This is a genomic window from Nocardioides turkmenicus (assembly GCF_011045035.1).
Taxonomy (GTDB): domain Bacteria; phylum Actinomycetota; class Actinomycetes; order Propionibacteriales; family Nocardioidaceae; genus Nocardioides; species Nocardioides turkmenicus.
This window is the reverse complement of record NZ_JAALAA010000011.1, coordinates 43,505-65,498: the sequence shown is the minus strand read 5'-3', so window position 1 is coordinate 65,498 and position 21,994 is coordinate 43,505. Positions and strand designations below refer to the sequence as shown.

Annotated in this window: 26 protein-coding genes and 2 riboswitches; of the genes, 13 read left to right on the top strand and 13 right to left on the bottom strand. The window is 68.3% G+C overall.

Translation table 11 applies throughout. The features are described from left to right. Window positions 1-969: an LLM class flavin-dependent oxidoreductase gene (locus G5C66_RS14405; protein ID WP_206444120.1), complete on the bottom strand. Its 969-nt coding sequence runs from the start codon at window positions 967-969 to the stop codon at window positions 1-3. A gap of 174 nt (window positions 970-1,143) precedes the next feature. On the opposite strand from G5C66_RS14405, the gene G5C66_RS14400 reads away from it, so the two are divergent. Further along, a complete protein-coding gene (locus tag G5C66_RS14400; protein WP_165111657.1) occupies window positions 1,144-1,824 on the top strand; it encodes a Crp/Fnr family transcriptional regulator in 681 nt (226 codons plus the stop codon). Window positions 1,825-1,830: 6 nt separating this feature from the next. On the opposite strand, the gene G5C66_RS14395 is transcribed toward G5C66_RS14400, so the two are convergent. Beyond that, on the bottom strand, window positions 1,831-2,865 hold the full coding sequence (locus G5C66_RS14395; RefSeq protein WP_165111656.1) for a GTP-binding protein: 1,035 nt from the start codon (window positions 2,863-2,865) through the stop codon (window positions 1,831-1,833). A 125-nt stretch (window positions 2,866-2,990) separates the two neighbouring features. Then, window positions 2,991-3,086: riboswitch (glycine riboswitch) on the top strand. A 1-nt stretch (window position 3,087) separates the two neighbouring features. Continuing rightward, a riboswitch (glycine riboswitch) is annotated at window positions 3,088-3,187 on the top strand. Between the two features lie 56 nt (window positions 3,188-3,243). Between G5C66_RS14395 and gcvT the strand changes: the two genes are divergently transcribed. The 7 genes from gcvT to G5C66_RS14360 all read left to right on the top strand — a co-directional run bounded on the left by gcvT (window position 3,244) and on the right by G5C66_RS14360 (window position 9,923). Next, window positions 3,244-4,362, top strand: a complete 1,119-nt coding sequence (gene gcvT, locus G5C66_RS14390; protein ID WP_165111655.1) for a glycine cleavage system aminomethyltransferase GcvT — start codon at window positions 3,244-3,246, stop codon at window positions 4,360-4,362. Between the two features lie 8 nt (window positions 4,363-4,370). Continuing rightward, entirely contained in the window at window positions 4,371-4,742 is a 372-nt protein-coding gene (gene gcvH / locus G5C66_RS14385) for a glycine cleavage system protein GcvH (RefSeq protein WP_165111654.1), read from the top strand. A 1-nt stretch (window position 4,743) separates the two neighbouring features. Continuing rightward, window positions 4,744-6,186, top strand: a complete 1,443-nt coding sequence (locus G5C66_RS14380; protein ID WP_338144176.1) for an L-serine ammonia-lyase — start codon at window positions 4,744-4,746, stop codon at window positions 6,184-6,186. 68 nt (window positions 6,187-6,254) lie between these two features. After that, a complete protein-coding gene (locus tag G5C66_RS14375; protein ID WP_165111653.1) occupies window positions 6,255-7,223 on the top strand; it encodes an SDR family NAD(P)-dependent oxidoreductase in 969 nt (322 codons plus the stop codon). Continuing rightward, window positions 7,220-7,654 carry an SRPBCC family protein gene (locus G5C66_RS14370; RefSeq protein ID WP_165111652.1) on the top strand — a complete coding sequence of 145 codons (435 nt, stop codon included), beginning with the start codon at window positions 7,220-7,222 and terminating at the stop codon, window positions 7,652-7,654. The genes G5C66_RS14375 and G5C66_RS14370 overlap by 4 nt, the downstream gene beginning before the upstream one ends. Continuing rightward, entirely contained in the window at window positions 7,651-9,258 is a 1,608-nt protein-coding gene (locus G5C66_RS14365; RefSeq protein ID WP_165111651.1) for a phytoene desaturase family protein, read from the top strand. The genes G5C66_RS14370 and G5C66_RS14365 overlap by 4 nt, the downstream gene beginning before the upstream one ends. Continuing rightward, a complete protein-coding gene (locus tag G5C66_RS14360) occupies window positions 9,255-9,923 on the top strand; it encodes a hypothetical protein (RefSeq protein WP_165111650.1) in 669 nt (222 codons plus the stop codon). The genes G5C66_RS14365 and G5C66_RS14360 overlap by 4 nt, the downstream gene beginning before the upstream one ends. Here the strand turns inward: G5C66_RS14360 and G5C66_RS14355 are convergent. Continuing rightward, window positions 9,891-10,376 carry an FBP domain-containing protein gene (locus G5C66_RS14355; RefSeq protein WP_165111649.1) on the bottom strand — a complete coding sequence of 162 codons (486 nt, stop codon included), beginning with the start codon at window positions 10,374-10,376 and terminating at the stop codon, window positions 9,891-9,893. The two genes, G5C66_RS14360 and G5C66_RS14355, sit on opposite strands and share 33 nt — an antisense overlap. Before the next feature lie 59 nt (window positions 10,377-10,435). On the opposite strand from G5C66_RS14355, the gene G5C66_RS14350 reads away from it, so the two are divergent. Then, window positions 10,436-11,041, top strand: coding sequence for a TetR-like C-terminal domain-containing protein (locus G5C66_RS14350; RefSeq protein ID WP_165111648.1), 606 nt, complete (start codon window positions 10,436-10,438; stop codon window positions 11,039-11,041). Then, window positions 11,032-11,274, top strand: a complete 243-nt coding sequence (locus G5C66_RS14345) for a hypothetical protein (RefSeq protein WP_165111598.1) — start codon at window positions 11,032-11,034, stop codon at window positions 11,272-11,274. The genes G5C66_RS14350 and G5C66_RS14345 overlap by 10 nt, the downstream gene beginning before the upstream one ends. A gap of 150 nt (window positions 11,275-11,424) precedes the next feature. Here the strand turns inward: G5C66_RS14345 and G5C66_RS14340 are convergent, their stop codons facing one another. Further along, on the bottom strand, window positions 11,425-12,147 hold the full coding sequence (locus G5C66_RS14340) for a TetR/AcrR family transcriptional regulator (protein ID WP_165111647.1): 723 nt from the start codon (window positions 12,145-12,147) through the stop codon (window positions 11,425-11,427). A gap of 234 nt (window positions 12,148-12,381) precedes the next feature. On the opposite strand from G5C66_RS14340, the gene G5C66_RS14335 reads away from it, so the two are divergent. Continuing rightward, complete coding sequence (locus G5C66_RS14335; protein WP_165111646.1) at window positions 12,382-13,914, top strand: NsdA family TPR-like regulatory protein; 1,533 nt, start codon at window positions 12,382-12,384, stop codon at window positions 13,912-13,914. Here the strand turns inward: G5C66_RS14335 and G5C66_RS14330 are convergent. The 3 genes from G5C66_RS14330 to G5C66_RS14320 form a co-directional block, all read right to left on the bottom strand. Then, entirely contained in the window at window positions 13,902-14,474 is a 573-nt protein-coding gene (locus tag G5C66_RS14330; RefSeq protein ID WP_165111645.1) for an NUDIX hydrolase, read from the bottom strand. The two genes, G5C66_RS14335 and G5C66_RS14330, sit on opposite strands and share 13 nt — an antisense overlap. 10 nt (window positions 14,475-14,484) lie before the next feature. After that, entirely contained in the window at window positions 14,485-15,171 is a 687-nt protein-coding gene (locus tag G5C66_RS14325; RefSeq protein ID WP_338144175.1) for an HAD family hydrolase, read from the bottom strand. Between the two features lie 91 nt (window positions 15,172-15,262). Then, window positions 15,263-15,460 (bottom strand): hypothetical protein, encoded by a 198-nt coding sequence (locus G5C66_RS14320; RefSeq protein ID WP_165111644.1) that lies wholly within the window; start codon window positions 15,458-15,460, stop codon window positions 15,263-15,265. A gap of 250 nt (window positions 15,461-15,710) precedes the next feature. On the opposite strand from G5C66_RS14320, the gene G5C66_RS14315 reads away from it, so the two are divergent. Beyond that, window positions 15,711-16,715 carry a DUF3644 domain-containing protein gene (locus G5C66_RS14315; RefSeq protein ID WP_165111643.1) on the top strand — a complete coding sequence of 335 codons (1,005 nt, stop codon included), beginning with the start codon at window positions 15,711-15,713 and terminating at the stop codon, window positions 16,713-16,715. A gap of 371 nt (window positions 16,716-17,086) precedes the next feature. On the opposite strand, the gene G5C66_RS14310 is transcribed toward G5C66_RS14315, so the two are convergent. The 5 genes from G5C66_RS14310 to G5C66_RS14290 all read right to left on the bottom strand — a co-directional run bounded on the left by G5C66_RS14310 (window position 17,087) and on the right by G5C66_RS14290 (window position 20,553). Continuing rightward, complete coding sequence (locus G5C66_RS14310; RefSeq protein ID WP_338144183.1) at window positions 17,087-17,863, bottom strand: phosphotransferase family protein; 777 nt, start codon at window positions 17,861-17,863, stop codon at window positions 17,087-17,089. A 330-nt stretch (window positions 17,864-18,193) separates the two neighbouring features. Beyond that, window positions 18,194-18,598 (bottom strand): carboxymuconolactone decarboxylase family protein, encoded by a 405-nt coding sequence (locus tag G5C66_RS14305; RefSeq protein ID WP_165111642.1) that lies wholly within the window; start codon window positions 18,596-18,598, stop codon window positions 18,194-18,196. Between the two features lie 101 nt (window positions 18,599-18,699). Continuing rightward, entirely contained in the window at window positions 18,700-19,167 is a 468-nt protein-coding gene (locus G5C66_RS14300) for a hypothetical protein (protein ID WP_165111641.1), read from the bottom strand. Beyond that, the gene (locus tag G5C66_RS14295) at window positions 19,164-19,520 is read right to left on the bottom strand and encodes a DUF7660 family protein (RefSeq protein WP_165111640.1); all 357 of its coding nucleotides are present in this window, start codon (window positions 19,518-19,520) and stop codon (window positions 19,164-19,166) included. Before G5C66_RS14295 ends, G5C66_RS14300 begins: the two co-directional genes overlap by 4 nt. Before the next feature lie 148 nt (window positions 19,521-19,668). Further along, the gene (locus G5C66_RS14290; RefSeq protein WP_165111639.1) at window positions 19,669-20,553 is read right to left on the bottom strand and encodes an NAD(P)-dependent oxidoreductase; all 885 of its coding nucleotides are present in this window, start codon (window positions 20,551-20,553) and stop codon (window positions 19,669-19,671) included. Window positions 20,554-20,640: 87 nt separating this feature from the next. Between G5C66_RS14290 and G5C66_RS14285 the strand changes: the two genes are divergently transcribed. After that, window positions 20,641-21,021: a winged helix-turn-helix transcriptional regulator gene (locus G5C66_RS14285; RefSeq protein WP_165111638.1), complete on the top strand. Its 381-nt coding sequence runs from the start codon at window positions 20,641-20,643 to the stop codon at window positions 21,019-21,021. 3 nt (window positions 21,022-21,024) lie between these two features. Here the strand turns inward: G5C66_RS14285 and G5C66_RS14280 are convergent, their stop codons facing one another. Then, window positions 21,025-21,879, bottom strand: coding sequence for a helix-turn-helix domain-containing protein (locus tag G5C66_RS14280; RefSeq protein WP_165111637.1), 855 nt, complete (start codon window positions 21,877-21,879; stop codon window positions 21,025-21,027). Window positions 21,880-21,994 lie beyond the last annotated feature (115 nt).

Genomic DNA, 21,994 nt, shown 5'->3' with positions numbered 1-21,994 from the left:
CTACACCCGGGCAGTCAGGATCTGGGCGAGCGCCGCGTCGGAGGCGAGCTGGGCGTCGCGGTCGTAGGTCGAGGTGAAGGCGAGGAGCTCGTCGGCGCCGGTGGTCTCGGCCAGCCGTTCGAGGCGGCGCCGGACGGTCTCGGGCGAGCCGGCGGTGGTGCGGGCGAGATGGGCCTCGACCCGCTCGCGCACCTGGTTCGTCCAGGTCTGCGACCGGATCGAGGCGACCGGCTCGAGCGGACCGAACTCGCCGGTCTGCCGCGACCTGGCCATCGCCCAGGCCTCCGGCAGCGCGAGCTCGGCGGCCTCAGCGTCGGTGTCTGCCACGAGCACGTCGACGGAGACCATCACCGACGGCTCGGGAGCCCGGGAAGATGGCCGGAAGTCCTTCCGGTACGCCCCCAGCACCTCACCCAGCCGCGGGCTGTCCAGCACCGGACCGCCCACGACGACCGGCAGCCCGAGCCGGGACGCGATCGCGACCCCACGTCCGGTGGCGAGGACGAACATCGGGATCTGATGAGCGGCCACCGGGCGGGCGGTGACCGCTCCGGTGCGGTCGAGGTAGCCCCGGAGCTCCTCGATGTCCTCGGCGAACGTGTCCGGCTCGTCCAGGTCGTGCCGCAGGGCGCGGCGTACGGGAGCGGTGAAGCCCAACGTGCGCCCGAGCCCCAGGTCGATGCGGCCCGGGTAGAGCGCGTCGAGCATGAGGAACTGCTCGGCCACGACCAGCGGCTGGTGGTGCGGCAGCATCACCCCGCCCGACCCGAGCCGGATCGTGGAGGTGTGCGCGCCGAGCGCACCGATCAGCACCGGCGGAGCCCCGGAGGCGATCCCGGGCACGGCATGGTGCTCGGCGACCCAGAACCGGTGGTAGCCGAGCCGCTCGGCCGCCACCGCCCGCTCGATCGTGTGGGTCAGCGCAGCGCCTTCGGGATGGCCCGTGCGCGTACGGGAGCGGTCCAGCATGGAGAGCCTCACACCAGGCCCAACCACGCGGTGGCCGGGACGCTTCCCGCCGCTTCCGGTGTGGCGAAGAACGCACTCGAGAAGCCTGCGATGCGGGCCACAGAACCGGCGTTCGCGGCCTCGCTCTCGGTACGCTGATGGCTTCGCCCACATGACGACAGGAGCGGCTGGGTAATGGATCAAGACGTGCTTCGGCACGCACCGCTTTTCAGCGAGCTGGACGACGAGTCGATGACGGCGCTGCTCGCGATGATGGGCCAGACCCGCCTCAAGCGTGGCGAGGTGCTGTTCCACGAGGGAGACGCCGCGGACCGGCTCTATGCCGTGGTGAGCGGCAAGGTGAAGCTGAGCCGCGCCGCGGCCAACGGACAGGACAGCCTGCTGGCCATCCTGGGGCCGGGCCAGGTGTTCGGTGAGCTGTCGCTCTTCGACCCCGGTCGGCGCTCCTCGACGGTCGCGGCCGTCACCGACGAGGTGGAGCTCGCCTCGCTCTCGCACGACGACCTGCTGGGCCTGCTCGACGGCCGCCCGGCCGTGACCCGCGGGCTGCTCGCCCTGCTGTCGGGTCGGCTGCGCCGGGCCAACGACGTGATTGGCGACCTGGTCTTCGCCGACGCCCCGCGCCGGGTGGCGAAGGCGCTGCTCGACCTCGCCGAGCGGTTCGGTCAGCAGACCGAGGAAGGCCTCCATGTACGCCACGACCTGACGCAGGAGGAGCTCGCCCAGCTCGTGGGCGCAGCCCGGGAGACGGTCAACAAGGCGCTCGCCGACTTCGCGGCCAAGGGCTGGGTCAAGCTGGAGTCCCGCGGCGTGATCATCACCGACATGGAGCGGATCGTCCGCCGCGCCGGCTGATCACACTCAGAGACTGACGCGGACCAGCTGCCGCAGCCGGCGGAGACCCTCGGTGCTCGGCCGTTCGGCCGGGGCGAGGGCATCGCTCAGGCGCAGCCGGACCGCGTCGGTCTCGAGCTCCAGGCCGATGGCCACGAGCTCGCTCGCCGCGCTGGGCGTACGTGCCGCAGCGACGTGGGCGCTGCGCCCGACCAGGTTCACGTGGTAGCTGCGCGGACCCTGGGCGGTGGCGACCGCGACGGTCCCCTTCATCCGGTACGCCGTCTCCGGCGGCTCCTCGAGCAGGTCGACCAACCGGGCCGGCTCGATGGTGCCCGGGGTGGTCACGGTCACCGACCGGGCGTGCTGGTGAGCTGCGTGGTCGTGGGCCGCCTCGCGCAGCAGCGCAGCGATCGGCAGCTCGTCGGGCGGGTCCTCCGGCACGGCTGCGTCGTAGACCAGCCGCGGGTCGATGCGGCCGCCCACTGCGTACGCGACATGGACCTCGGGGTTGTGCTCCCGCACCCGCGCTTCGATCCGTGCCAGGATCGCCTCCCGCTCGGCGGGCGGCACCAGGTCGGTCTTGTTGACGACGACCAGCGTGGCGGCGGCGAACCGGACCGGCGCCGGGCCCCGGCCGTCGTCGACGGTGTCGAAGTAGGAGGCGGCGTCGACGACCTCGATGAGCCCACCGCGGCGTACCCGCTCGACGCCGCTGAACCGGACCAGCTTCGCCAGGGTCCCGGGCTCGGCGAGCCCGCTGGCCTCGACGATGACCACGTCGAGCGCAAGTCGCGGGTGGGTCAGCTTCTCCAGGGCGTCGTCGAGGCCGCCGGCGTCGGGCAGGCAGCACAGGCAGCCGCCGGCGATCGAGGCCGGCTCGTCGATCTGTCCGGTGACGAGCCCGGCGTCGACGTTGATGTCGCCGAAGTCGTTGACGACCACGCCCACCCGGGCGCCGGGCTGGCGCAGCAGATGGTTGAGCAGCGTGGTCTTCCCGGACCCCAGATGACCGGTCAGGATGACCACGGGAACGCGGGAGCTGACGTCGTTCGGTGGCACCCCGTCATCGTAGAACCCAGTGAGAACAGTTCCCGATAGTGGGTCCCAGGGCGTCCGCGGAGCCCGAATCTTGACGCCCGCGATGGCCAGACCTAGGTTTGCCGCACAACTTCACATCCGCCGTTCGAACTGCAGCGGGAGAGTCCTCGTCCATCCCGGGCGAGGCGCCGAAGGAGCAAACCTCCCCAGAATCTCTCAGGCCCCATGACCGCTGTGGTGAGGCGACCTCTGGAAAGTCAGGATCCGACGATCCTGCACCCACGGTGCAAACCGTCCCAACGGGGCGGTGAAGCTCTCAGGTAGCGATGACAGAGCGGGGAGGTCACCCGTCCACGGGTGCCGCTGTCGGCACCCACCACCAGGGAGCCTCCCGCACACATGACCTCACCTGTCCCTACCCCTCTGCACGAGATCCACCAGGAGCTCGGCGCCTCGTTCACCGACTTCGCCGGCTGGAGCATGCCGGTCCGCTACGGCTCGGAGACCGCCGAGCACCAGGCGGTACGCACCGCCGCGGGCCTCTTCGACCTCTCGCACATGGGGGAGATCGAGGTGACCGGGCCCGAGGCCGGGCGCGCCCTCGACCACGCCCTGGTCGGCCGCCCGTCGGCGATCGGCATCGGCCGCGCCCGCTACTCGATGATCTGCGCCGAGGACGGCGGCATCATCGACGACCTGGTCGTCTATCGGCTCGAGGAGGAGCGCTATCTGGTCGTCGCCAACGCGAGCAACGTCGGTGTCGTCGCTCCGGCCCTGGCCGAGCGAGCGGAGGGGTACGACGCCGAGGTCCACGACGCCTCGGCGGAGTTCGCGCTGATCGCGGTCCAGGGCCCGGCCTCGGCGGCGATCGTCGCGGCGGTGACCGACCTGGACGTCCCCTCCCTGCGCTACTACGCCATCGACGCCGGCACGGTCGCCGGGATCGAGGTCCTGCTCGCCCGCACCGGCTACACCGGTGAGGACGGGTTCGAGATCTACTGCGCCCCCTCGTCGGCGGCTGCGGTCTGGTCGGCTCTCACGGAGGCCGGTACGCCGCACGGGCTGATCCCTGCCGGGCTCGCCTGCCGCGACACCCTCCGGCTCGAGGCGGGCATGCCGCTCTACGGCAACGAGCTCAACCGCGACACGACTCCCTTCGAGGCCGGCCTCGGCCGAGTCGTCTCCTTCGACAAGCCCGACGGCTTCGTGGGGGAGGCGGCGCTGGCGACGCGTCGCGACGAAGGTCCCCGCAGCGTGCTCGTCGGCCTGGTGGCCGCCGGGCGCCGGTCCCCGAGGGTCGGCTACGCCGTCGTCGACCCGGCCACCGGCGACCAGATCGGCGTCGTCACCAGCGGCTCCCCGTCACCGACCCTCGGCCACCCGATCGCGATGGCGTACGTCCGGCCCGATCTCGCGGCCGCCGGCACCAAGGTCCAGGTCGACGTACGCGGCAGCCGCGAGGACGCCGAGATCATCGACCTTCCCTTCTACTCCAAGCCCTTCCGATCCAAGAATTGAGCACCGCCATGACCAACCCGACCCACCTGTCCTACACCGCCGAGCACGAGTGGCTCGAGACCCGCGGCGACGTCGCGCGCGTCGGTGTCACCGCCTTCGCCACCGAGGCGCTGGGCGACATCGTCTTCGTCGAGCTGCCCGAGGTCGGCACCAAGATCACCGGGGGAGAGAGCTGCGGAGAGCTTGAGTCGACGAAGTCGGTCAGCGACATCTTCGCGCCCGCCGACGGCGAGATCGTCGGGGTCAACGCGGCCGTCGTGGAGGACCCTGCGCTGATCAACAGCGACCCGTTCGGCGCCGGCTGGCTCTTCGAGATGCGCGTCTCGGGCGCTCCGGAGCTGCTCGACGCCGCGGCCTACGACGCCCTGATCGAGGAGTGACGTGACCGCCGAGGTCGCCGGCTCCACGGTCGTCGCGACGGCGTTGAGCGCCTTCGATCTCTACTCGATCGGGATCGGCCCGTCGTCCTCGCACACCGTCGGACCGATGCGGGCCGCGAAGATCTTCGTCGACGGTCTCGTCGCCGACGGGCGGCTGGACGAGGTGGCACGGGTGAAGGCCGAGCTCTTCGGCTCCCTCGGCGCGACCGGTCACGGGCACGGTTCGGAGGGCGCGGTGCTCCTCGGCCTCGAGGGCGAGGAGCCGGCGACCGTCGACACACGTGCGTCGTCCGCGCGGGTGGCGGCCATCCGCGAGTCCGGGTCGCTGTCGCTCGGCGGTCACAGTCCGATCCGCTTCGACAGCCGCGCGGACCTGGTCATGCACCGCCGCGCCAGCCTGCCGGGCCATCCCAATGGCATGGTGTTCACCGCGTACGCCGCCACGGGGGAGGTGCTGCGCGAGCGCACCTACTACTCCGTCGGCGGCGGTTTCGTCGTCGACGAGCACGCCGCCGGCGCCGCGCGGGTCGTCCCCGACCGCTCGCCCGTACGCTTCCCGTTCGCCACCGGTGCCGAGCTGCTCGACATCTGTGAGCGCGAGCAGTTCCGGGTCTCCGACCTGATGGCGGCCAACGAGCTGACGTGGCGTACGCACGACGAGATCCGCGCCGGTCTCCTGGAGATCTGGCGGGTGATGGCGGACTGCGTGCAGGCCGGGTGCGACCGCGACCCGGTCACCGACGGCGTACTTCCTGGTGGTCTTCGGGTCCCGCGCCGGGCGCCGCTGCTCTACCGCGACCTGGCCTCCGGTGCCGGCGCCAAGGACCCCTTCCGGGTCATGGACTGGGTCAACCTGTTCGCCCTGGCGGTCAACGAGGAGAACGCCTCCGGCGGCCGGGTCGTCACCGCCCCCACCAACGGCGCGGCCGGCATCGTCCCCGCCGTCCTGCACTACTGGGTACGTTTCGTGGCGCCCGAGGCCGGGCTGGACGAGGCCGCGATCGAGGACGGCATCGTCCGCTTCCTGCTCACCGCCGCCGCCATCGGCATTCTGTGCAAGACGAACGCCTCGATCTCCGGCGCCGAGGTCGGCTGTCAGGGCGAGGTCGGCTCGGCCTGCGCGATGGCTGCCGGGGCACTGTGCGAGGTGCTGGGTGGTACGCCGGAGCAGGTGGAGAACGCCGCCGAGGTCGGCATCGAGCACAACCTCGGCCTCACCTGCGACCCGGTCGGCGGGCTCGTCCAGATCCCGTGCATCGAGCGCAACGCGATCGCCAGCGTGAAGGCCATCAACGCCGCCCGCCTCGCCCTCAACGGCGACGGCTCCCACAAGGTCAGCCTCGACAAGGCGCTGAAGACCATGCGCGAGACCGGCGCCGACATGAAGGTCAAGTACAAGGAGACCTCCCGCGGAGGCCTCGCCGTCAACGTCATCGAGTGCTGAGCCGGACGGCTGCGTCGGCGCAGAGCGTCGTCGCATGAAGTCGTCGTTCACGGGTACCACGTCGGAGTATGGCGATCACCCTTGTCACCGGAGCATCCAGCGGGATCGGTCTGGCTGTCGTGCGCCTGGCCGCGACCCGCGGCGATCACGTCGTGCTGGTCGCCCGGGGTCGTGAGTCGCTGGACGCCGCTGCCCGTGGGTGTGTGCGGCTGGGTGCCGCGTCGACCATGGTGCTGCCGCTCGACGTGGGAGACGACGATGCGGTGCGGGAGTGTGTCGGGGAGGTGCTCGATCGACACGGTCAGCTCGACACGGTCATCCACTGCGCTGGCGTGGTTGCACTGGGTCGCACGGAGTCCCTGCCGTCCGAGCTCTTCGAGGGGGTGCTGCGTACCAACCTCCTCGGGTCGGTCAACGTGGCCCGTCACGTGGTGCCCGTGCTGCGCAGCCAGGGCAGCGGAACGCTGCTCCTCGTCGGTTCGGCGCTCGGCCACATCACGGCACCCTCGATGAGTGCCTACGTCATCAGCAAGTGGGGCGTACGCGCGCTGGCTCGCCAACTGCGTCTGGAGAACCGCGATCGACCCGGCGTGGCGATCGTGTACGTCGCGCCGGGTGGCGTGGACACTCCGATCTATCGCCATGCCGCGAATGTCATCGGTCATGAGGGTCGGCCCCCGCTTCCGGTCTCCAGCCCTGAACGAGCAGCGCGACAGATCCTGCGCAGGGTCGACCGCGGCCGTGGCCGGCCACAGCTGAGCGTGGCCAACGAGGTGATCCAGCTGGGGCATAAGATGCCCATCCTCTACGACCGCGTGGTCGCGCCGGTCCTCGGTTTCCTGTTCACCGACCTCACCCGCCCCGTGGACCCACACCCGGGCAACGTCCTGACCACCATGAACGACGAGAACGCCATGCGCGGCCACCGCGAGAACGCAGCCCTGGGGATCGTGCGCAACCTGGTCGTCCGCATAACGCGCCCGGGGCGGGGTACCGCTAGGTCCAGTGATCCCGAGCCGCCGAGGACGTCTTCATGAGCAGAAATCACAGGCTGGTCCACGCATCACCCGAGCACGTCTGGGACGTCCTCTCGGACGGCTGGCTCTACCCGCTCTGGGTGGTCGGCGCGTCTCGACTGCGCGACGCGGACAAGGACTGGCCGAACGTCGGCTCACAGCTGTACCACTCGGTCGGCGTCTGGCCGCTGCTGCTCGATGACAGCACCGAGGTGCTCGAGTGCACGCCCGGGCGCAGGCTGTTGCTCCGTGCGCGCGGCTGGCCCGTAGGCGCCGCGCACGTCGAGATCACGGTGGAGCCAGCAGGGGAGGACACCGAGATCGCGATCCGAGAACAGGCCGTCGCGGGCCCGGGCGCTCTGATTCCACGGCTGGTGCAGGATCCGATCCTCAAGTGGCGAAACGTGGAGGCTCTCCGGCGCTTGGCCTACATCGTCGAACGCCGCCCATGAGCGAGGCCTCCTACGACGCGGTCGTCGTTGGTGCCGGACCCAACGGCCTGGTCGCGGCCAACCTGCTCGCCGACAAGGGCTGGTCGGTGCTGGTGCTCGAGGCCCAGCCCACCACAGGGGGAGCGGTACGCAGCTCCGAGGACGTCCAGCCGGGCTTCATCCACGACACCTTCAGCGCGTTCTATCCGCTCGCGGCGGCATCGCCCACCATCCGCGGTCTCCGCCTCGACGAGTACGGGCTGCGATGGAGGTATGCCCCCGCTGTCCTAGGTCACCCCATGCAGGACGGCAACTGGGCGCTGCTGCACCGCGACCGACACGTTACCGCAGAGCTGCTCGATGCCCAGCACGCCGGCGACGGCGACGCGTGGTTGGAGCTGTGCGGCCTCTGGGACCACATCGGCGAACCGCTGGTGCACGCTCTGCTGACCCCGTTCCCGCCCCTGCGTCCAGGGGCTCACCTGCTCAACGCCCTTCGTCGTGCCGGCGGCCTGGCGGCCGTGCGTACGCTGCTCACCCCTGCCGGAGACCTCGCACGCAACCACTTCGGGGGCGAAGGTGCGCGTCTGCTCCTGGCCGGCAACGCCGGACATGCCGACATCCCGCTCGACGCGCCGGGCTCCGGCGTGATGGGGCTTCTGCTCGCCATGCTGGGCCAGACCGTCGGCTTCCCCGTCCCGGAGGGCGGTGCCGGCATGCTCGCCGCAGCGCTGGAGCGCCGCTTCCGTGAGCGTGGTGGCGTCGTACGATGCGGCGCCGAGGTCACCCGCCTCGGCGTCGAGGACGGTCGCGTCACCGAGGTCCGCTCCCGTGAGAACGACCGGATCAAGGTCCGCCGCGCCGTGATCGCCGACGTCGCGGCACCCCATCTATACGGTCGGCTTCTCGATCCCGCCGACGTGCCGCGACGCGTCGCAGCCGGCATGAAGAACTTCCAGCTGGACCCGGGCACGGTCAAAGTCGACTGGGCCCTGAATGAGCCCATCCCGTGGCTCACCGAACCCGCGTACGCGCCCGGCACCTTCCACGTCGCCGACTCGGTCGAGCAGATGACCCAGTCCTTGTCCCAGGTGTCGGCCGGCGTCATCCCCGAGGCTCCGTTCCTCCTGGCAGGTCAGATGACCACCACCGACCCGACCCGCTCGCCGGCCGGGACGGAGTCGGTGTGGGCGTACACGCACGTGCCGCAGACGGTGCGGCGCGATGCGGGCCCTGACGGGCTGTGCGGGCGATGGGACGAAGAGGAGTGCCAGCGTTTCGCCGACCGCATGCAGGCGCGCATCGAGCGCCTGGCCCCCGGCTTCGGCAGCGCCGTCGCCGCACGACGCGTCCTCGGGCCGCATGAGTTCGAAGCCCTCGACGCCAACCTCATCGGCGGCGCGATCGGCGGCGGCACGTCCCAGCTCCACCAACAGCTGGTCTTTCGACCGGTGCCGGGCATGGGGCGGGCGGAGACCGGCATCACCGGACTGTTCCTCGGGTCTGCCTCCGCCCACCCTGGCGGGGGCGTGCACGGCGCAGCCGGCAGCAACGCAGGCCGTGCCGCCATCCTGCACGATCGCTTTCGATGGGGCGGTCCGTCCTCAGGAAGGCGAACCGCGTGAATCCAGTTGATGTCGTAGGCCGTGTGCTGCAGACCGCTGTCGGCGTGCTCGCCCACCTGCGACCCGCCGACAAGCCCCTGCACCCGCATGGCACGGTGCACCTGGCCGTGCTGCGGCGGCACCCGGGAGCCACCACGGGTGCTGCGTTCCTCGATGAGGGCGGGACCGACGAGGTGGTGGTCCGACTCTCCCGCGCCACCGGCCTGCCGGAGCCCGTGCCCGATGTCAACGGGCTTGCCCTGCGCGTTCCCACCATCCGCGGCGAACACGCCGACCTCCTGCTCGCCACCACCGGCCAAGGTCGATGGACCCGTTTCCTGCTGGCTCCCAGGACCGGTCTGCCCGACGGCTTCTTCAGTACGCTGCTCCCGTACCGCACGCCCACCGGGCCGGTCTGGGTCGGAGCGCAGCTCGTCGAAGGCACGTGGCAATTGATGTGGGCACGGGCAGGGACGGACTGGACGTCGTTCGCGACCCTCGAGCTGACCGTCGAGTCCGGCCGCGACCTGCTGCTTTCCTTCGACCCGACCCGCGCGACGCCACCGGGGCTCGAGATCTACGAATGGCACCGCCGCGTACGTGCGCCCGCCTATGCGACGGCACGGAAGTCGCGAACCCTCGGCGTCAGGCCGCTACGCGGGCCGGAGCACCCGCGCGACGAATGAGTCGAGGTTGCCGAGGAGCCGGTCGATCTTGTGCTCGACGCTGAGGGTCTCGTGGATGACCGGGGTGTCGAGCTTGCGCTTGTTGCGGGCCTTGAGGGAGCAGTCGAGGTCGGCGCAGATGTAGGTGCCGACCGAGTTTCCCTCCTGCCCGGAGCGGCCGGCCCGGGAGGCGACCAGCAGCGCGACGTCGCCGACCGTCGTACACAGCGCGCACATCGTCTTCCGCGGTCCGCGCGTCTCGCGCGATGCGCGGAGCGCGACCCCGCAGAGCCGGCCGTCGTGCTCGGCGACGAGGTAGTGGTTCTGCGGCGCCTTCGGGTCCTGCCAGCCGAGGTAGTCGAGGTCTTCCCATGGCCGTTCGGCCAGGTCAGCAGGGAGATTGAGGCGCTTGGTCGCACCCTTGGTGAGGTTGACGAACGAGGAACGTACGTCGGTCTCGGTCAGCGGCTTCATGCTCATCAGGCTAGGATTTCCTACAACTGTTAGGCAACTCGCTATTCAGGAGGGTCTTGATGGGTCGTCCAGGGCTGAACCGAGCCGCCGTGATCGCGGCCGCCGCCGACCTCGCCGACGAGCTCGGCTTCGACGCCGTCACGATCTCGGTCCTCGCCCGCCACCTCGGCGTCAGGTCACCGACCCTCTACTCCCACATCACCGGAGCCACCGACCTCCGCACCGCCGTCACCGCGTACGTCCTCGACGAGCTCGCCGACTCCACCAGCGCTGCCATGTCGGCGGGGGAGGGCCGCGACCTCCTCGTTGCCTACGCCAACGCCATCCGCGACTTCGCCCGCCGCTCACCCGGCCGCTACGACGCCACCACCCGCCAACGCATCCCATCCGCGCCGGAGTCGGATCTGCGTTCGGTCGACGACGCGATCGCGGCCGGCCGCCGCAACGCCGACCTCGCCCTGGCCGTCGTCCGCAGCTACGGAGTGACCGAGGCCGACGAGACGTACGCCGTCCGCCTGATGTCCAGCCTCATCCACGGCTACGTCACCCTCGAGCTGGCCGGCAGCTTCGCCCACAGCGAGCCACCGAGCGAGGCCACCTGGCCCGAGGTCCTCGACGACCTGGACCGCACGCTGACGCGGATATCGACGGCGCCGTGTCACTGATCGCGATGGTGGGTGCCGCCGACCTATCCTGGACTCAGGGAATAGGAGATCCAGCCAGAATCGAGGCGATTCACATGTCAGCGATCTCAGGTGTCCCCGGCGAGGAACGAACCGACGAGCCTCCCGAGAGCCGCATGCACAGCGAAGCACCCGCCGAAGGCGATCTCGACTTCGACGAGACCGAGATCCGGGCACATTCCATGGACCCGGCGGAAGGGGCCAACGAAACCTGATGCGGGTGGAAATCTACCCCGGAACGGGGATCCACATCATGGGCGGCCGGGTGGATACTTCGAAGTAGCTGTCCGGTCGATCTCGGCCCCCAGAGTCTTCGGCCGAAGCTCGCCAGCAACCAACGGCGCCTGGCCCGACACCACGTACGGCTAACCCGGCGACATCACCGACTGAGTCGTTCTCGGAGTCAGTTGCTCGTGAAGAGCCTTCGCTCTGCGTATCGACTCGTCGACCTCGGCCCGGTCGCAGCCACATAGGCGAAGGCAGCCGGCGGCGATCTCGGTCGCGCGGTCGCTGTCGACGGCCTTGCCATCGGTGCGCAGAGTGATGACGCCCTCGACCTGCTGGATCAGCATCGAGCCGAGCGCTGGGGGAGAGGTCGACACTCCGTATCGCTCGGCAACCCGGGATCCGAGGTTTGCGTATGCCTCGGTGAGCTCGCTGTGGGCCTGGCGGAAGCTCGCGTAGTCGAGGTTGGTCGCGGAGACGACGTCAGGCAGCTGATACAGGACGCCGACGTTGTGCGGCACCCGTGCGAGCGTGTCGATATCGACCAGCGCGAGCAGGCACAAGGCGGTCTCGACCCGTTCCGGCGGGACCAACGCCACGATCTCCTCGACCACCACCTGGGTCGGCCTCACCGTCGTGGCCAGCAGCGCCGCGAGGATCTCGTCCTTGCCCGCGAAGTGGTAGTAGAGCGATGCCTGACGGATCCCGACCGCCTCGGCGATCTCGCGAGTCGAGGTCGCGGCGAACCCCTTGCTCGTGAACAAGCGTGCGGCCGCTTCCAAGACCTGCTCGCGCGGCGTACCCACGCCGATGTCCGGGACGAGTCGTGGTCTGCCTGGGCGGACCCTGCTGAACGATGACATCCGAGTCTCTCCGTCGCTTTCTGCTTGCTGGAGTCCGGGCGGACAGTGGCTTCAACGCCATCCGCCCGCCCGGATGAGTTGAGTCTTGACTCGGACCGGGCCCAAAGACCCTGCTCCCTGTGGAACCTTCCGCAGAAACTTCCAGACCGTGGAAGATCTGCTCGTGGCGTCTTCCGGCGCCGCCCGAAAGGGCCGATCCCGCGTAGTCTCCATCCAGGTGCAAGGGACGAGGTGGTGGCGGCCAGCGCTCGGGAGGTGGACATGGCTGCGCGAAGCGCGAAGGCGTCACGAGATGAGGTACGCGACGAGTTGCTCGCCGCCGGACTCTCGGTGTCAGCGGTGGCTGCTGGAATGGCGGACCGCTTCGGGCTGCGTCCGCGCCTGGCGTGGCGCTACGCGCTCGACTGGCCGCAATGGCGTCTGGCCCAGGAGTTCCGCGTCGCCAACCCGGGTCTCGCGGTCACCGAGAGCCGCATATCCGAATGGGAGAACTGGCCCTATGGCGGCACCAAACCCACGCCCGAGGCGCTCGCCGGTCTTGCAGTCGCCTTCGGCCACGGCTGTGCACCTGCGGACCTGGTCGATGCCCTGGACCTCGCCCACCTATCCAGGGCCGAGCAGGCTCTCTTCGTTCGACCTGTGGTGTCGGCGACATCGCCCGCCTTGGTCGGGAACGCTAAGAACGGTCTCGACTTCCACCCCGACTGGGCCTTGAGCTTGGGAGAGGCGATGACGATGTGGCAGCAAGACATGAACCGCCGTGACTTCCTCCTGGGAGCAGGCTTCAGCGCCTCGGCGTACACGGTCCCAGCGTTCAGATGGCTCACCGCCCCGCCGGCTGCAGACCCCGTCGGCACAGGCTCCCGACTCGTCGGCACACCGGACATCGAGCTCATACACCAGATGCTGCGAGCGTTCCGCGAGGTCGACAACAGGTTCGGTGGCGGCCAGGTCCGTGATGCCGTCGTACGTTTCCTCAGCACCGACGTCGCTGCCCTGCTCCAGGGACGCTACGACCGTGCGGTGGGCAGTTGCCTCCTCTCGGCCGCTGCCCAGGTGACGCAGTTGGCGGCATGGACCTCCTATGACGTCGGCCGGCATGCGACGGCGCAGCGATATCTCACCCAGGCACTGCGAATGGCGGCCGCCGCAGACGACCGTCCGCTCGGCGCGGAGATCCTTGCCGCCATGAGTCATCAGGCGGCCTACCTCCGACACGGAATGGAAGCGGTCGACCTTGCCCGAGCTGCCGAACGCGCTGCCACCGACTCGGGCATCGGTGCCCTCGCCGCGGAGGCGGCGGTCTTGGAGGCGCAGGGACATGCCGTGCTCGGGGACCAGGCAGCGAGCGCCGTCGCTCTCGACCGTGCCGAGCGTGCCTTCGACAAGGCCGCGAACACTGCCACACCCCAGTGGCTGGGTTACTTCGACCAGTCGTACCTGGCGGCGAAGTTCGGCCAGTGCTTCACAGCGCTCGGCCGCGGAGACCTCGCGCTGCCGTTCGCCCAACGTTCCTTGGACATGGACAGCGCCTATGCGAGGGGCCGCCAGTTCAACCTGGCGCTCTTGGCCCGGGCTCACCACCAGACGGGAGAGGTCGAGCAAGCTGCCGAGGTTGCCGTCGACGCCGCGAAGGCAGCGGTCGAGCTGAAGTCGGAGCGGTCGCGCGACTACCTACGCGACCTGGCCAGCAGGCTCGCGCCTCACGTCGGGCTGACGAAGGTGCAGGAGTTCATGTCTCTCCTGTCGCCTGCTCAGGCCCCCTGAGGTCGAAGCTTGCCCTCAGCGCGAGCCAGCAGCAGCTTGTACAACGGCGCGACCGAGCCGGCCCCGATGATCTTGCCCTCGGCGATCAAGCCCTCGATCTCGTCCAGCGGGATCCAGCGCACCGTGTCGGTCTCGTTGACATCAGGAACCGCGCCAGTGTCTGTGGCTCCTCGCGCGAGATAGATGATGTTCGGCTGGTCCACAGTCCCGACCAACGGCTGGAACTCGAGGAACTTCTCGATCGTGCGTGGCCGCCAGCCCGTCTCTTCCTCGGCCTCGCGCATAGCCGCGACCTGCAACTCCTCGCCGTCGTCGAGGTAACCACCAGGCAGTTCCCACACCCACCGGTCCTGGATGAACCGATGCCGCCACATCATCAGCACGCGCTCGGAGTCATCGACCATGAGCACCAGGACCGCCGCGGGAATCCGCATCACCCACTGATCGAACAGCGTCCCGTCAGGAAGTTCCACGCTCGCCCTGCTGAGCACCATCTTCAGCTTGTCGTCGACGATCTTCTCGTCATGGATGATCCACTGGGTCGCGCTGCGCTCGGCCATGGTGATCAACTTAGCGGCCGTCCGGCCCACTCTCGTTGAGGGCGGCGATCCACTTGGGAAGCTCGGTGAGTGAGGAGATCCGGAGCGTCGCGATCTCGTCTGCGGCCGGGTCATGTTCCTGGATCACGCCCCACGGTCCCCGGCGGATCAGTGCTGTCGCCATCCCCGACTCCGCTGCTGGCCGGATGTCGTTGTCGAGCCGGTCCCCGACGTAGAGGATCTCCTCGGCCGCGTACGGAGCCGCGTCGATGACATGCTCGAAGAACCCCAGATCCGGCTTGCTCACACCCCAGTCGTCGGACGTCGCGACCATGTCCACCGGAAAGTCCAGCTCCCGCAGGATCCGCCCCGCACTCACCGTCTGGTTCCCGGCCAGCCCCAACCACAATCCGTCCTCGCGCAGCGCTTTCAAGGCAGGGCGTACGTCGGGATAGACGTCATCCTCCCCGAACCGCTCCGCCTGCCCGGCCTCTTCCCGCTTCCGTCGTTCCTCGGTCAGATCGAACCCCGGCTGGAACACCTGGAAGGCCTCGCGATAGTCCATCCCGCGAGCGATCACCGCCCCGAAAACCGCTGAGAACGTATGCTGCGGCACTCCCAGCCAGTCTGCCCATGTCCCGTACTCGCGGGACTCGTCCACCAGGCACTCGCCGACATCGAACACCACCGCCCGAATCATGGACTCGGATCCTTCCACACCACCTGTGTCATAGGCGGCGGAATGATGCAAAGGGTCGTGGGACCAAGGGTCTGTCGCCAGTAGGTCCCGGCGCGCGCTGCCCGAGCGACTAGACCATCTGCTGGACGCCGACCGCTCGGCGCATACCTTTGACGATCATCTTTCCTGCGGAGATGGTCACCTCAGGTCGATAAGCGTATTGGTACTCGTAGTAGTACTCGACCTGACGCCAAACCGTCCGGTCAGTCAGTTTGACAATCGTGTCGCCATCCCAGCCTGCCCATTCGCCGTCCACGTATCGCTTCACCCCGTCCTCCTCGGTCAGGTCGCCGATCCTTCGACAGTAACTCAAGTGGCCGCCGCATCGTGACGCATCTTCAGAGAATGAGGCCGTCCCGTGGCGCCGGGCGGAGCAAACAACCATCCTGTTTCGCTGCGCGTCTGGGCGGCCCGGATATATCCTTGCGCGTGGAAGTGGTATCCGAATCTACGTCGACGTCGGTATGATTACTCTCGGGCAGCGTGGCGTGTGGGTCGATAGTGGAATCTGAGAGTCAATGAGCGCACCGTACGTCTCGATCAAACGTCTTGCCGATAATTCGATGGCGGCTATGTTGTCCGCAGTTGAGGTTTACAACAAGCCCCAGATGACCTACCGGGACGAGGTCACTGTGACGCTCGTTGTGAATGCCTGGGAACTTGCAGCCAAGGCGACCTTGCGACAGGACAACCGCTCGATCTTCTATCCAAAGCAGCGAGGCGAGCGCTATCGATCGATCAGTATCGATGATGCGCTTGGCAGGATGAATGCGCACGGATTGTGGCCGGAGACGGTGGACGGTCCCGCAGTGACCGCGAACATCGAGGCGCTCACGGAGTATCGCGACCGTGTGATCCACTTGTATAACGCGCAGGGGTTGGGGGCAGTCATCTATCCGTTCCTGCAGCAGAACGTCCTTAACTTTCGAGACTTCATGCTTGCGCGGTTCAAGAAGGATCTGGCGGAGTCAATGACGTGGCAGTTGTTGCCTCTGGGCGCCACGGCACCAGCTGATGCGGTTCAGTTCATGAGAGTCGACCGTAACGCCACGATGGTTACCGAGGTCGAGGAGTTCATCAATGCGTTGCGGGACTTGATGGATGCCGCGCAAAACGCAGGAGGAGACATGTCCAGGGTCGCAACGATCTACGACATCAACATGCAGTCGGTGAAGAAGATGTCGAGCGCAGACCTGGTCGTTGCAGTATCGCCTACTGCTGACGGGCAGGTGGTGGTGCGGAAAACTGACCCAAATCAGACGCATCCATTCAGTGCCAAGGAACTGCTCAAGAAGGTGAATGAGAAGCGCTCTGGGCGCGCCCTGACGTCGTACGACATGCAGGCCATCTGCTGGAGAGACTCGCTGCGGGAGAATCCGAGGTACGCCTGGAAACACAGTAACGGAGTTGTTCACGTCTGGTCGGGTGACGCAGTCTCATACTTGGCGTCCCATACGGACGAGCAGTTCGCAGGTGCACGTGCCGATTATCGCGAACACTTGAGGTCGAAAACCAGCAGGTAAGGCGACAGGATTGGCAGATATCGCGCCGATTTGTAGATCTCCTTTCCCCGGGCAGCCAGTTCGATGAGGGGTGGGCGGAAACACGTATGTGAATATTAGCGAGTTCCGTTCGACACCTACATTGGCAAAGGGACAGGCCGCTCTTGAGGACGTTGGGGTTCGAGCCCTGGTGTTGGCTGGGCCGAGTCGGCAGGCGCGTCAGTCTGGGCGGAATGACGTCCCGTTGAGCTGTGCCGGACGTCATGCCGTCACACCAGATGCTTCTGCGGAGTCTTCGACCGGGCGACGCCGCGAGCGGCTGGAACTGCTCCGACGCCATATAAGTCGTGTCAGCAGGGTGCTCATTTGGCTGAACCATGGGTTCGGCCGGGTTAGAAGGCGGTCCATCTCCAGGGACGAGGGACCTCGCCGCGCAGGCAAGCGAGGCGTTGGGCCGCCTCGGCCGCTGCGTCGGCGTTGTGCGCCGCCTTCACTGCAACGAACGCGGTCCAACGCAGTTCTTGTAGGTCAGCGAGCGCTCGGAACCACGCCGTTTCGCGTACGTCGTAGCCGCCGTAGGCGGTGACGAAGGCGCCGTAGTCGGTGCTGCCGATCCGTGCGAAGTCTTCGTGGTCGACGGCGAGTGGGATCAGGTCCCAGTCCGGGTGCCCGATCGAGACGTGGTCGAAGTCGAGAAGGATCGGCGCGCCATTGGCGGGCACGACTAGGTTGCCTTGCCAAGCGTCGCCGTGGACGACCCGTTGGGATTGGAAAACCTCGGTGGTCGCCAACTCCGCGCTCAGCCAGACGAGTCGGTCTTGAAGCCAGTTTCGGTCGACTCTGGAGATCCCGCTCGCAGATTCGAGGCGCTCGGTGAGGTAGCTGACCATGTCGAGGTTCGGCAGGGCGATGGTGGCCGGCGCTGGGAGATTGTGGAGCTTGTGGAGAACGGCGCCCAGTTCGGCAGGTGTCGCGTGGCGATGGCCCGCGATCGGCATCCACCAAGTAACGGGGCGGTTGTCGACGGTGACTGGGTCCAATCCGTCGATCGGCAGGTTGGCCTCGATGCCATTGGCAGACAGCCAGGAAGCGATCTGAACCTGGCGCTTGGCATTCGGTTGCTCCGGATCGGCCGACGCGGGCCACCACCCCTGCGTTCGGCAGTAGATAGATCGCGTTGGAGCCGTTCCTCAGCAAGCGAGCGCCTGCTGCGTTCAACCCGGAAAGCGATGCCGCCCGTTGCATCACGACCTGGTCGTGGCTGGTCGTATGGGCTGTCATCGATGCCTTCCGGCTCAGGTTCATCTCCGGCGGGCGGAGTTGGACAGCATTAGGTGGGCATGCGTCCCCAAATGATGGCACCACGTACGGCGGGGTCGAGCGAAGAAGCCAGCGCCATTTCTGGCCGGGCGCCAAGGGCGCCGTTGATACTGGAGAAAGCCGTGCGCAGTCCTGCGTAGACGGTCAGCGCGACGATCTGTGGCTCGCTGAACCCCGCGTCACGCAGACGCTGGATGTCCTGCGGCGTACTGCTGCCGGGGGAGCGGGCGACGGTGCGTGCCCAGGCGGCCAGGGCAGGCCTGCTCGCGCTCACTGAACGATCCGTCGTCGCCGGTGAGGGCGGCGACCGCGGTCTGCGGGTCGGACCAGTCGGTCAGGCGCTTGCCCCAGGCGACGGCACAGTATGAGTCACCGATTGTCGCTGCCTGCGCGATTACGATCACGGCTTTGTCGCGCGGTGTCAGGCCTGCCGCGTCTGCGGTGGCGTCGAACAGCCGCATGAGCTGTTCCTTCATCTCCGGCTGATGTGCCCACACCCGGGTGAGGTCCCAGACGTAGCCGTCGTCGGCGAGGTCCTCGGCGTACAACTTCTCCTGGCCGGCGCTCGGCGCAGGTTCCTCCAAGAAGGTCACGCAACCAGAACACCGGCGGTTTGGTTGCTCGTGTTGGTCTCATGGTTCACGTCCCCTGTGTTGGGGAGAGGGTCGGTCGCCAGCGGGAAGGATCAGCTGAGGTAGGCAGCGGAAGTGCGCGTCCGCGACCAGCGGCTGTCAGTCTTCGTCTCCGCTACCCAGAAGATCCCGGAGCCGATCTCGCTCATGACAACCACACCGCGGTCCATGACGTAGTCGGTCGCCGGCGTCCAGCCACGGTCGACGCCGTTCGTGGCGAAGCGGCCGCCGTACGGGCCAAAGGCATCGATGAATTCGTCCGCGAGCCAACCGGCGCGGTGACGGGGCATGAGTTCGGCCTGATAAGGGAGACTCCTATGGAGGAGTCCGGCGAGGAGTGCCCGCGCCTCTGACCGGCTGATCTCGATCCACGCCTTCCCGAGCGGCTCGATGCCGGCAATGCGGGCGACGTCGTCGTACGTCGCGGCCTCGCTGGGCTGGAGGACGGTCAGCCATACCTGTTCGACGTCGATATCCTGCATGAAGCGAGCGACGTCTGCGGGCAGTCTCAGGGCGGTCATTCGTACCCCGTGGCGGCGCGGAGGCCGAGTCGCACGACCTCCCAACCATTGCCGACAACGCGCATGTCGCCGTTCTCCGCATAGATGCCACCAGAATCGTCTAGCCAGGACGCGAAGGCTTCGAGGTACTCATGCAACTCAGCGTTACGCCAAGGGGCACCGGACGCCGATTCCATCGCAAGTTCGCGCGCAGTCGCGACCACGGCGTCCCGCCCTCCGCCGATCGAGGCTGACGGGCAGCCGCCCGCGTTGCATTCGTCATCGACGTCGACGTCGCCGTGCTCGAACTCGTAGTGGAAGCAGACGTAATGCATCTGCTCGAAGGTCTCGAAGTTCGTTGCGCTCGACTTCACCGCTCTACCGCAGCGTCGGCAGATCTGGGGCATAGACGAAGGATGTCATCAGACCCGAGAAACGGCGCCATGCCCGGGTCCCGGAGATTCGAGCGCTGCCTGAATGGCTGATCGCCGGCGCCTGAGGATCCAGGCGCCGACGATCACCTCAGACGTACGGCCGGATGGCGTCGATGATCCGCGACCAGTTCTCCGCGCCGTACCCGCGCGAGCGGGCCCAGGAGTAGTGGGCCTGGACGGCGCGGGGGAGGTCGGTGTCGATGCCGGCGGCCTCGCTGGCCTCGACGAGGTGGTCGGCGGTGGCGCCCATCATCGTGATGGTGCTCAGGTGGCCGGGGTGCTTGCCGGCGTCGAGCTGGGCGCCGAGGTCCTCGCCGGCGGCGAGGATCGGCGGGATGTCGGCGATCGTCTGCATGAGCTCGGGCAGAGCAGCCGACGGCTTGATGCCGCCCGTCTCCAGCAGTGCCACGGCGTGGAGCAGCGAGGAGAGGGAGGTGAGGAAGATGTCCAGGTGGGCCTGGTACATCAGCTGCGCGAGCCCCGGGTCCTCACCCAGGTAGCGGACGGACCCGATGCGGGCCAGCGCATCCTGGTGCAAAGAGAGCACGTCGGCCGGACCGCTGATGTAGACGTACGCATCGGGCGTCCCGACCATCGGGGCCGGGACCATCACGCCGCCGGTGAGGAAGTGCGCGCCGTGCGAGGCCGCCCACTCCGCGCCCCGGCGGGTCCCGTCCGGGGACTCCGAGCTGAGGTTGACGATCGTCCGCCCCGTCAGCTCGGAGGTGGCGGAGTCGAGCACGTCGTACATCGCCTGGTAGTCGGTCAGGCTGAGGATGACCAGGTCGCTGGCGGCGACGGCCTTCGCCGGCGAGTCGGCCAGCTGGGCGCCGGCGGCGACGACCTCGTCGGCTCGCGATGCCGTGCGGTTCCATACGGTCACCGGATGTCCGGCGGCGAGCAGGCTGTGGACCATCGCCTGACCCATGGGGCCGAGGCCGATGACGGTGACGGCGGTGAGAGGTTGATTCATGAAGACAATCCTCGGGCTTTACGTACGATGGCGGGAGTACCCACTATTTACTGGGGTGCTTACCAAAAGGTGAGTGAGGAGAACCCGATGGCGAAGGCGCCCCGAAACGGTCCCTACATCTGCGGCATCGACGCCGCGCTCGACGTGGTCAGCGGCAAGTGGAAGGGGCTGATCCTGTGGGAGCTCGACACCCATGGCGTACGCCGCTTCGCGGAGCTCCGCCGTGGCCTGCCCGGCGTCAGCGAGAAGATGCTGACCCAGCACCTGCGCGAGATGGAGCAGGACGGGCTGGTGCACCGGGAGGTGTATCCCGAGGTGCCGCCGCGGGTGGAGTACTCGCTGACCGAGCACGGCCGCTCCCTCAATGCCGCGCTCGGGCCGCTCGGTCGCTGGGGCATGGACCGCATCGCCCGCGAGCGCACCGAGCTGGTCGAGCACCGAGACGCGGGCTTGCTGCCCCGGCCATAGCCCTCAGGCCGATCGGGCCTCGGACTCAGCAGGCCGGGTGGGCAGTCCCGCGGAGGCCAGCAGAGCCAGCTTGTCCGCGTCGGGCGAGCCGGGGTCGGGGTGGTAGACGACGAGCACCAGGTCGTCGGTGCCGTTGATGGCCAGCCGCTCCCGGTTGAGGGTGATCTCGCCGACCTGAGGGTGGTTCATCCGGACCGGGGTGCCGATCTGGCCGCGTACGTCGTGGCGTGCCCACAGCTCTCGGAAGCGGGCGCTGCCCAGCGAGAGCTCGCCGATGAGCTCGATGAACCGCGGGTCGTCGATGTCGGTGCCCACCGCCTGGCGCAGGTTGCCGACGAAGCACTCCGTCATCGGCACCCAGTCCGGGTGGAACGACTGCTGGCCCGGGTCGAGGAACTGGTCCCTGAGCTGGTTGCCGCCCGCCGCGAGCCGCGGCGAGAGCGCTCGCGCAAGAGCGTTGGACGCCAGGATGTCGAAGTAGCGCCCCTCGATGAACGCGGGCTGCACCAGCGACTCGAGCAGCTTGAGCGCCCCGGGCGGGACCGTCTCCTTGCGCCGGCGCGGCCGTCGGCGGCGGGGACCTTCGGCGACCAGCGACATCATGTGGGCGATGTGGTCGTCGTCCAGCTGGAGCACGCGGGCGATCGAGTCGAGCACCTGCGCCGACGGGTTGCGGTCGCGGCCGCGCTCCAGCCGCAGGTAGTAGTCCGCGCTGATCCCGGCCAGCATGGCGACCTCTTCGCGACGCAGCCCCGGGACACGGCGTACGCCCACGGCCGGGATGCCCGCCGCCTCCGGCGTCACCAGCGCCCGCCTGGCCTGGAGGAATGCGCCCAACGGGTTCGTCGCCTCGCTCATGCCCTCCAGCCTAGGTCGGCGGCGAGCAGACAGCGGGGGTCCTGTCAGGCCCCGGTCTGACCAGGGCTCTGGGTGGACCCGGCCGCCGTGCCTAGCGTCGAAGACGGCCGATCGG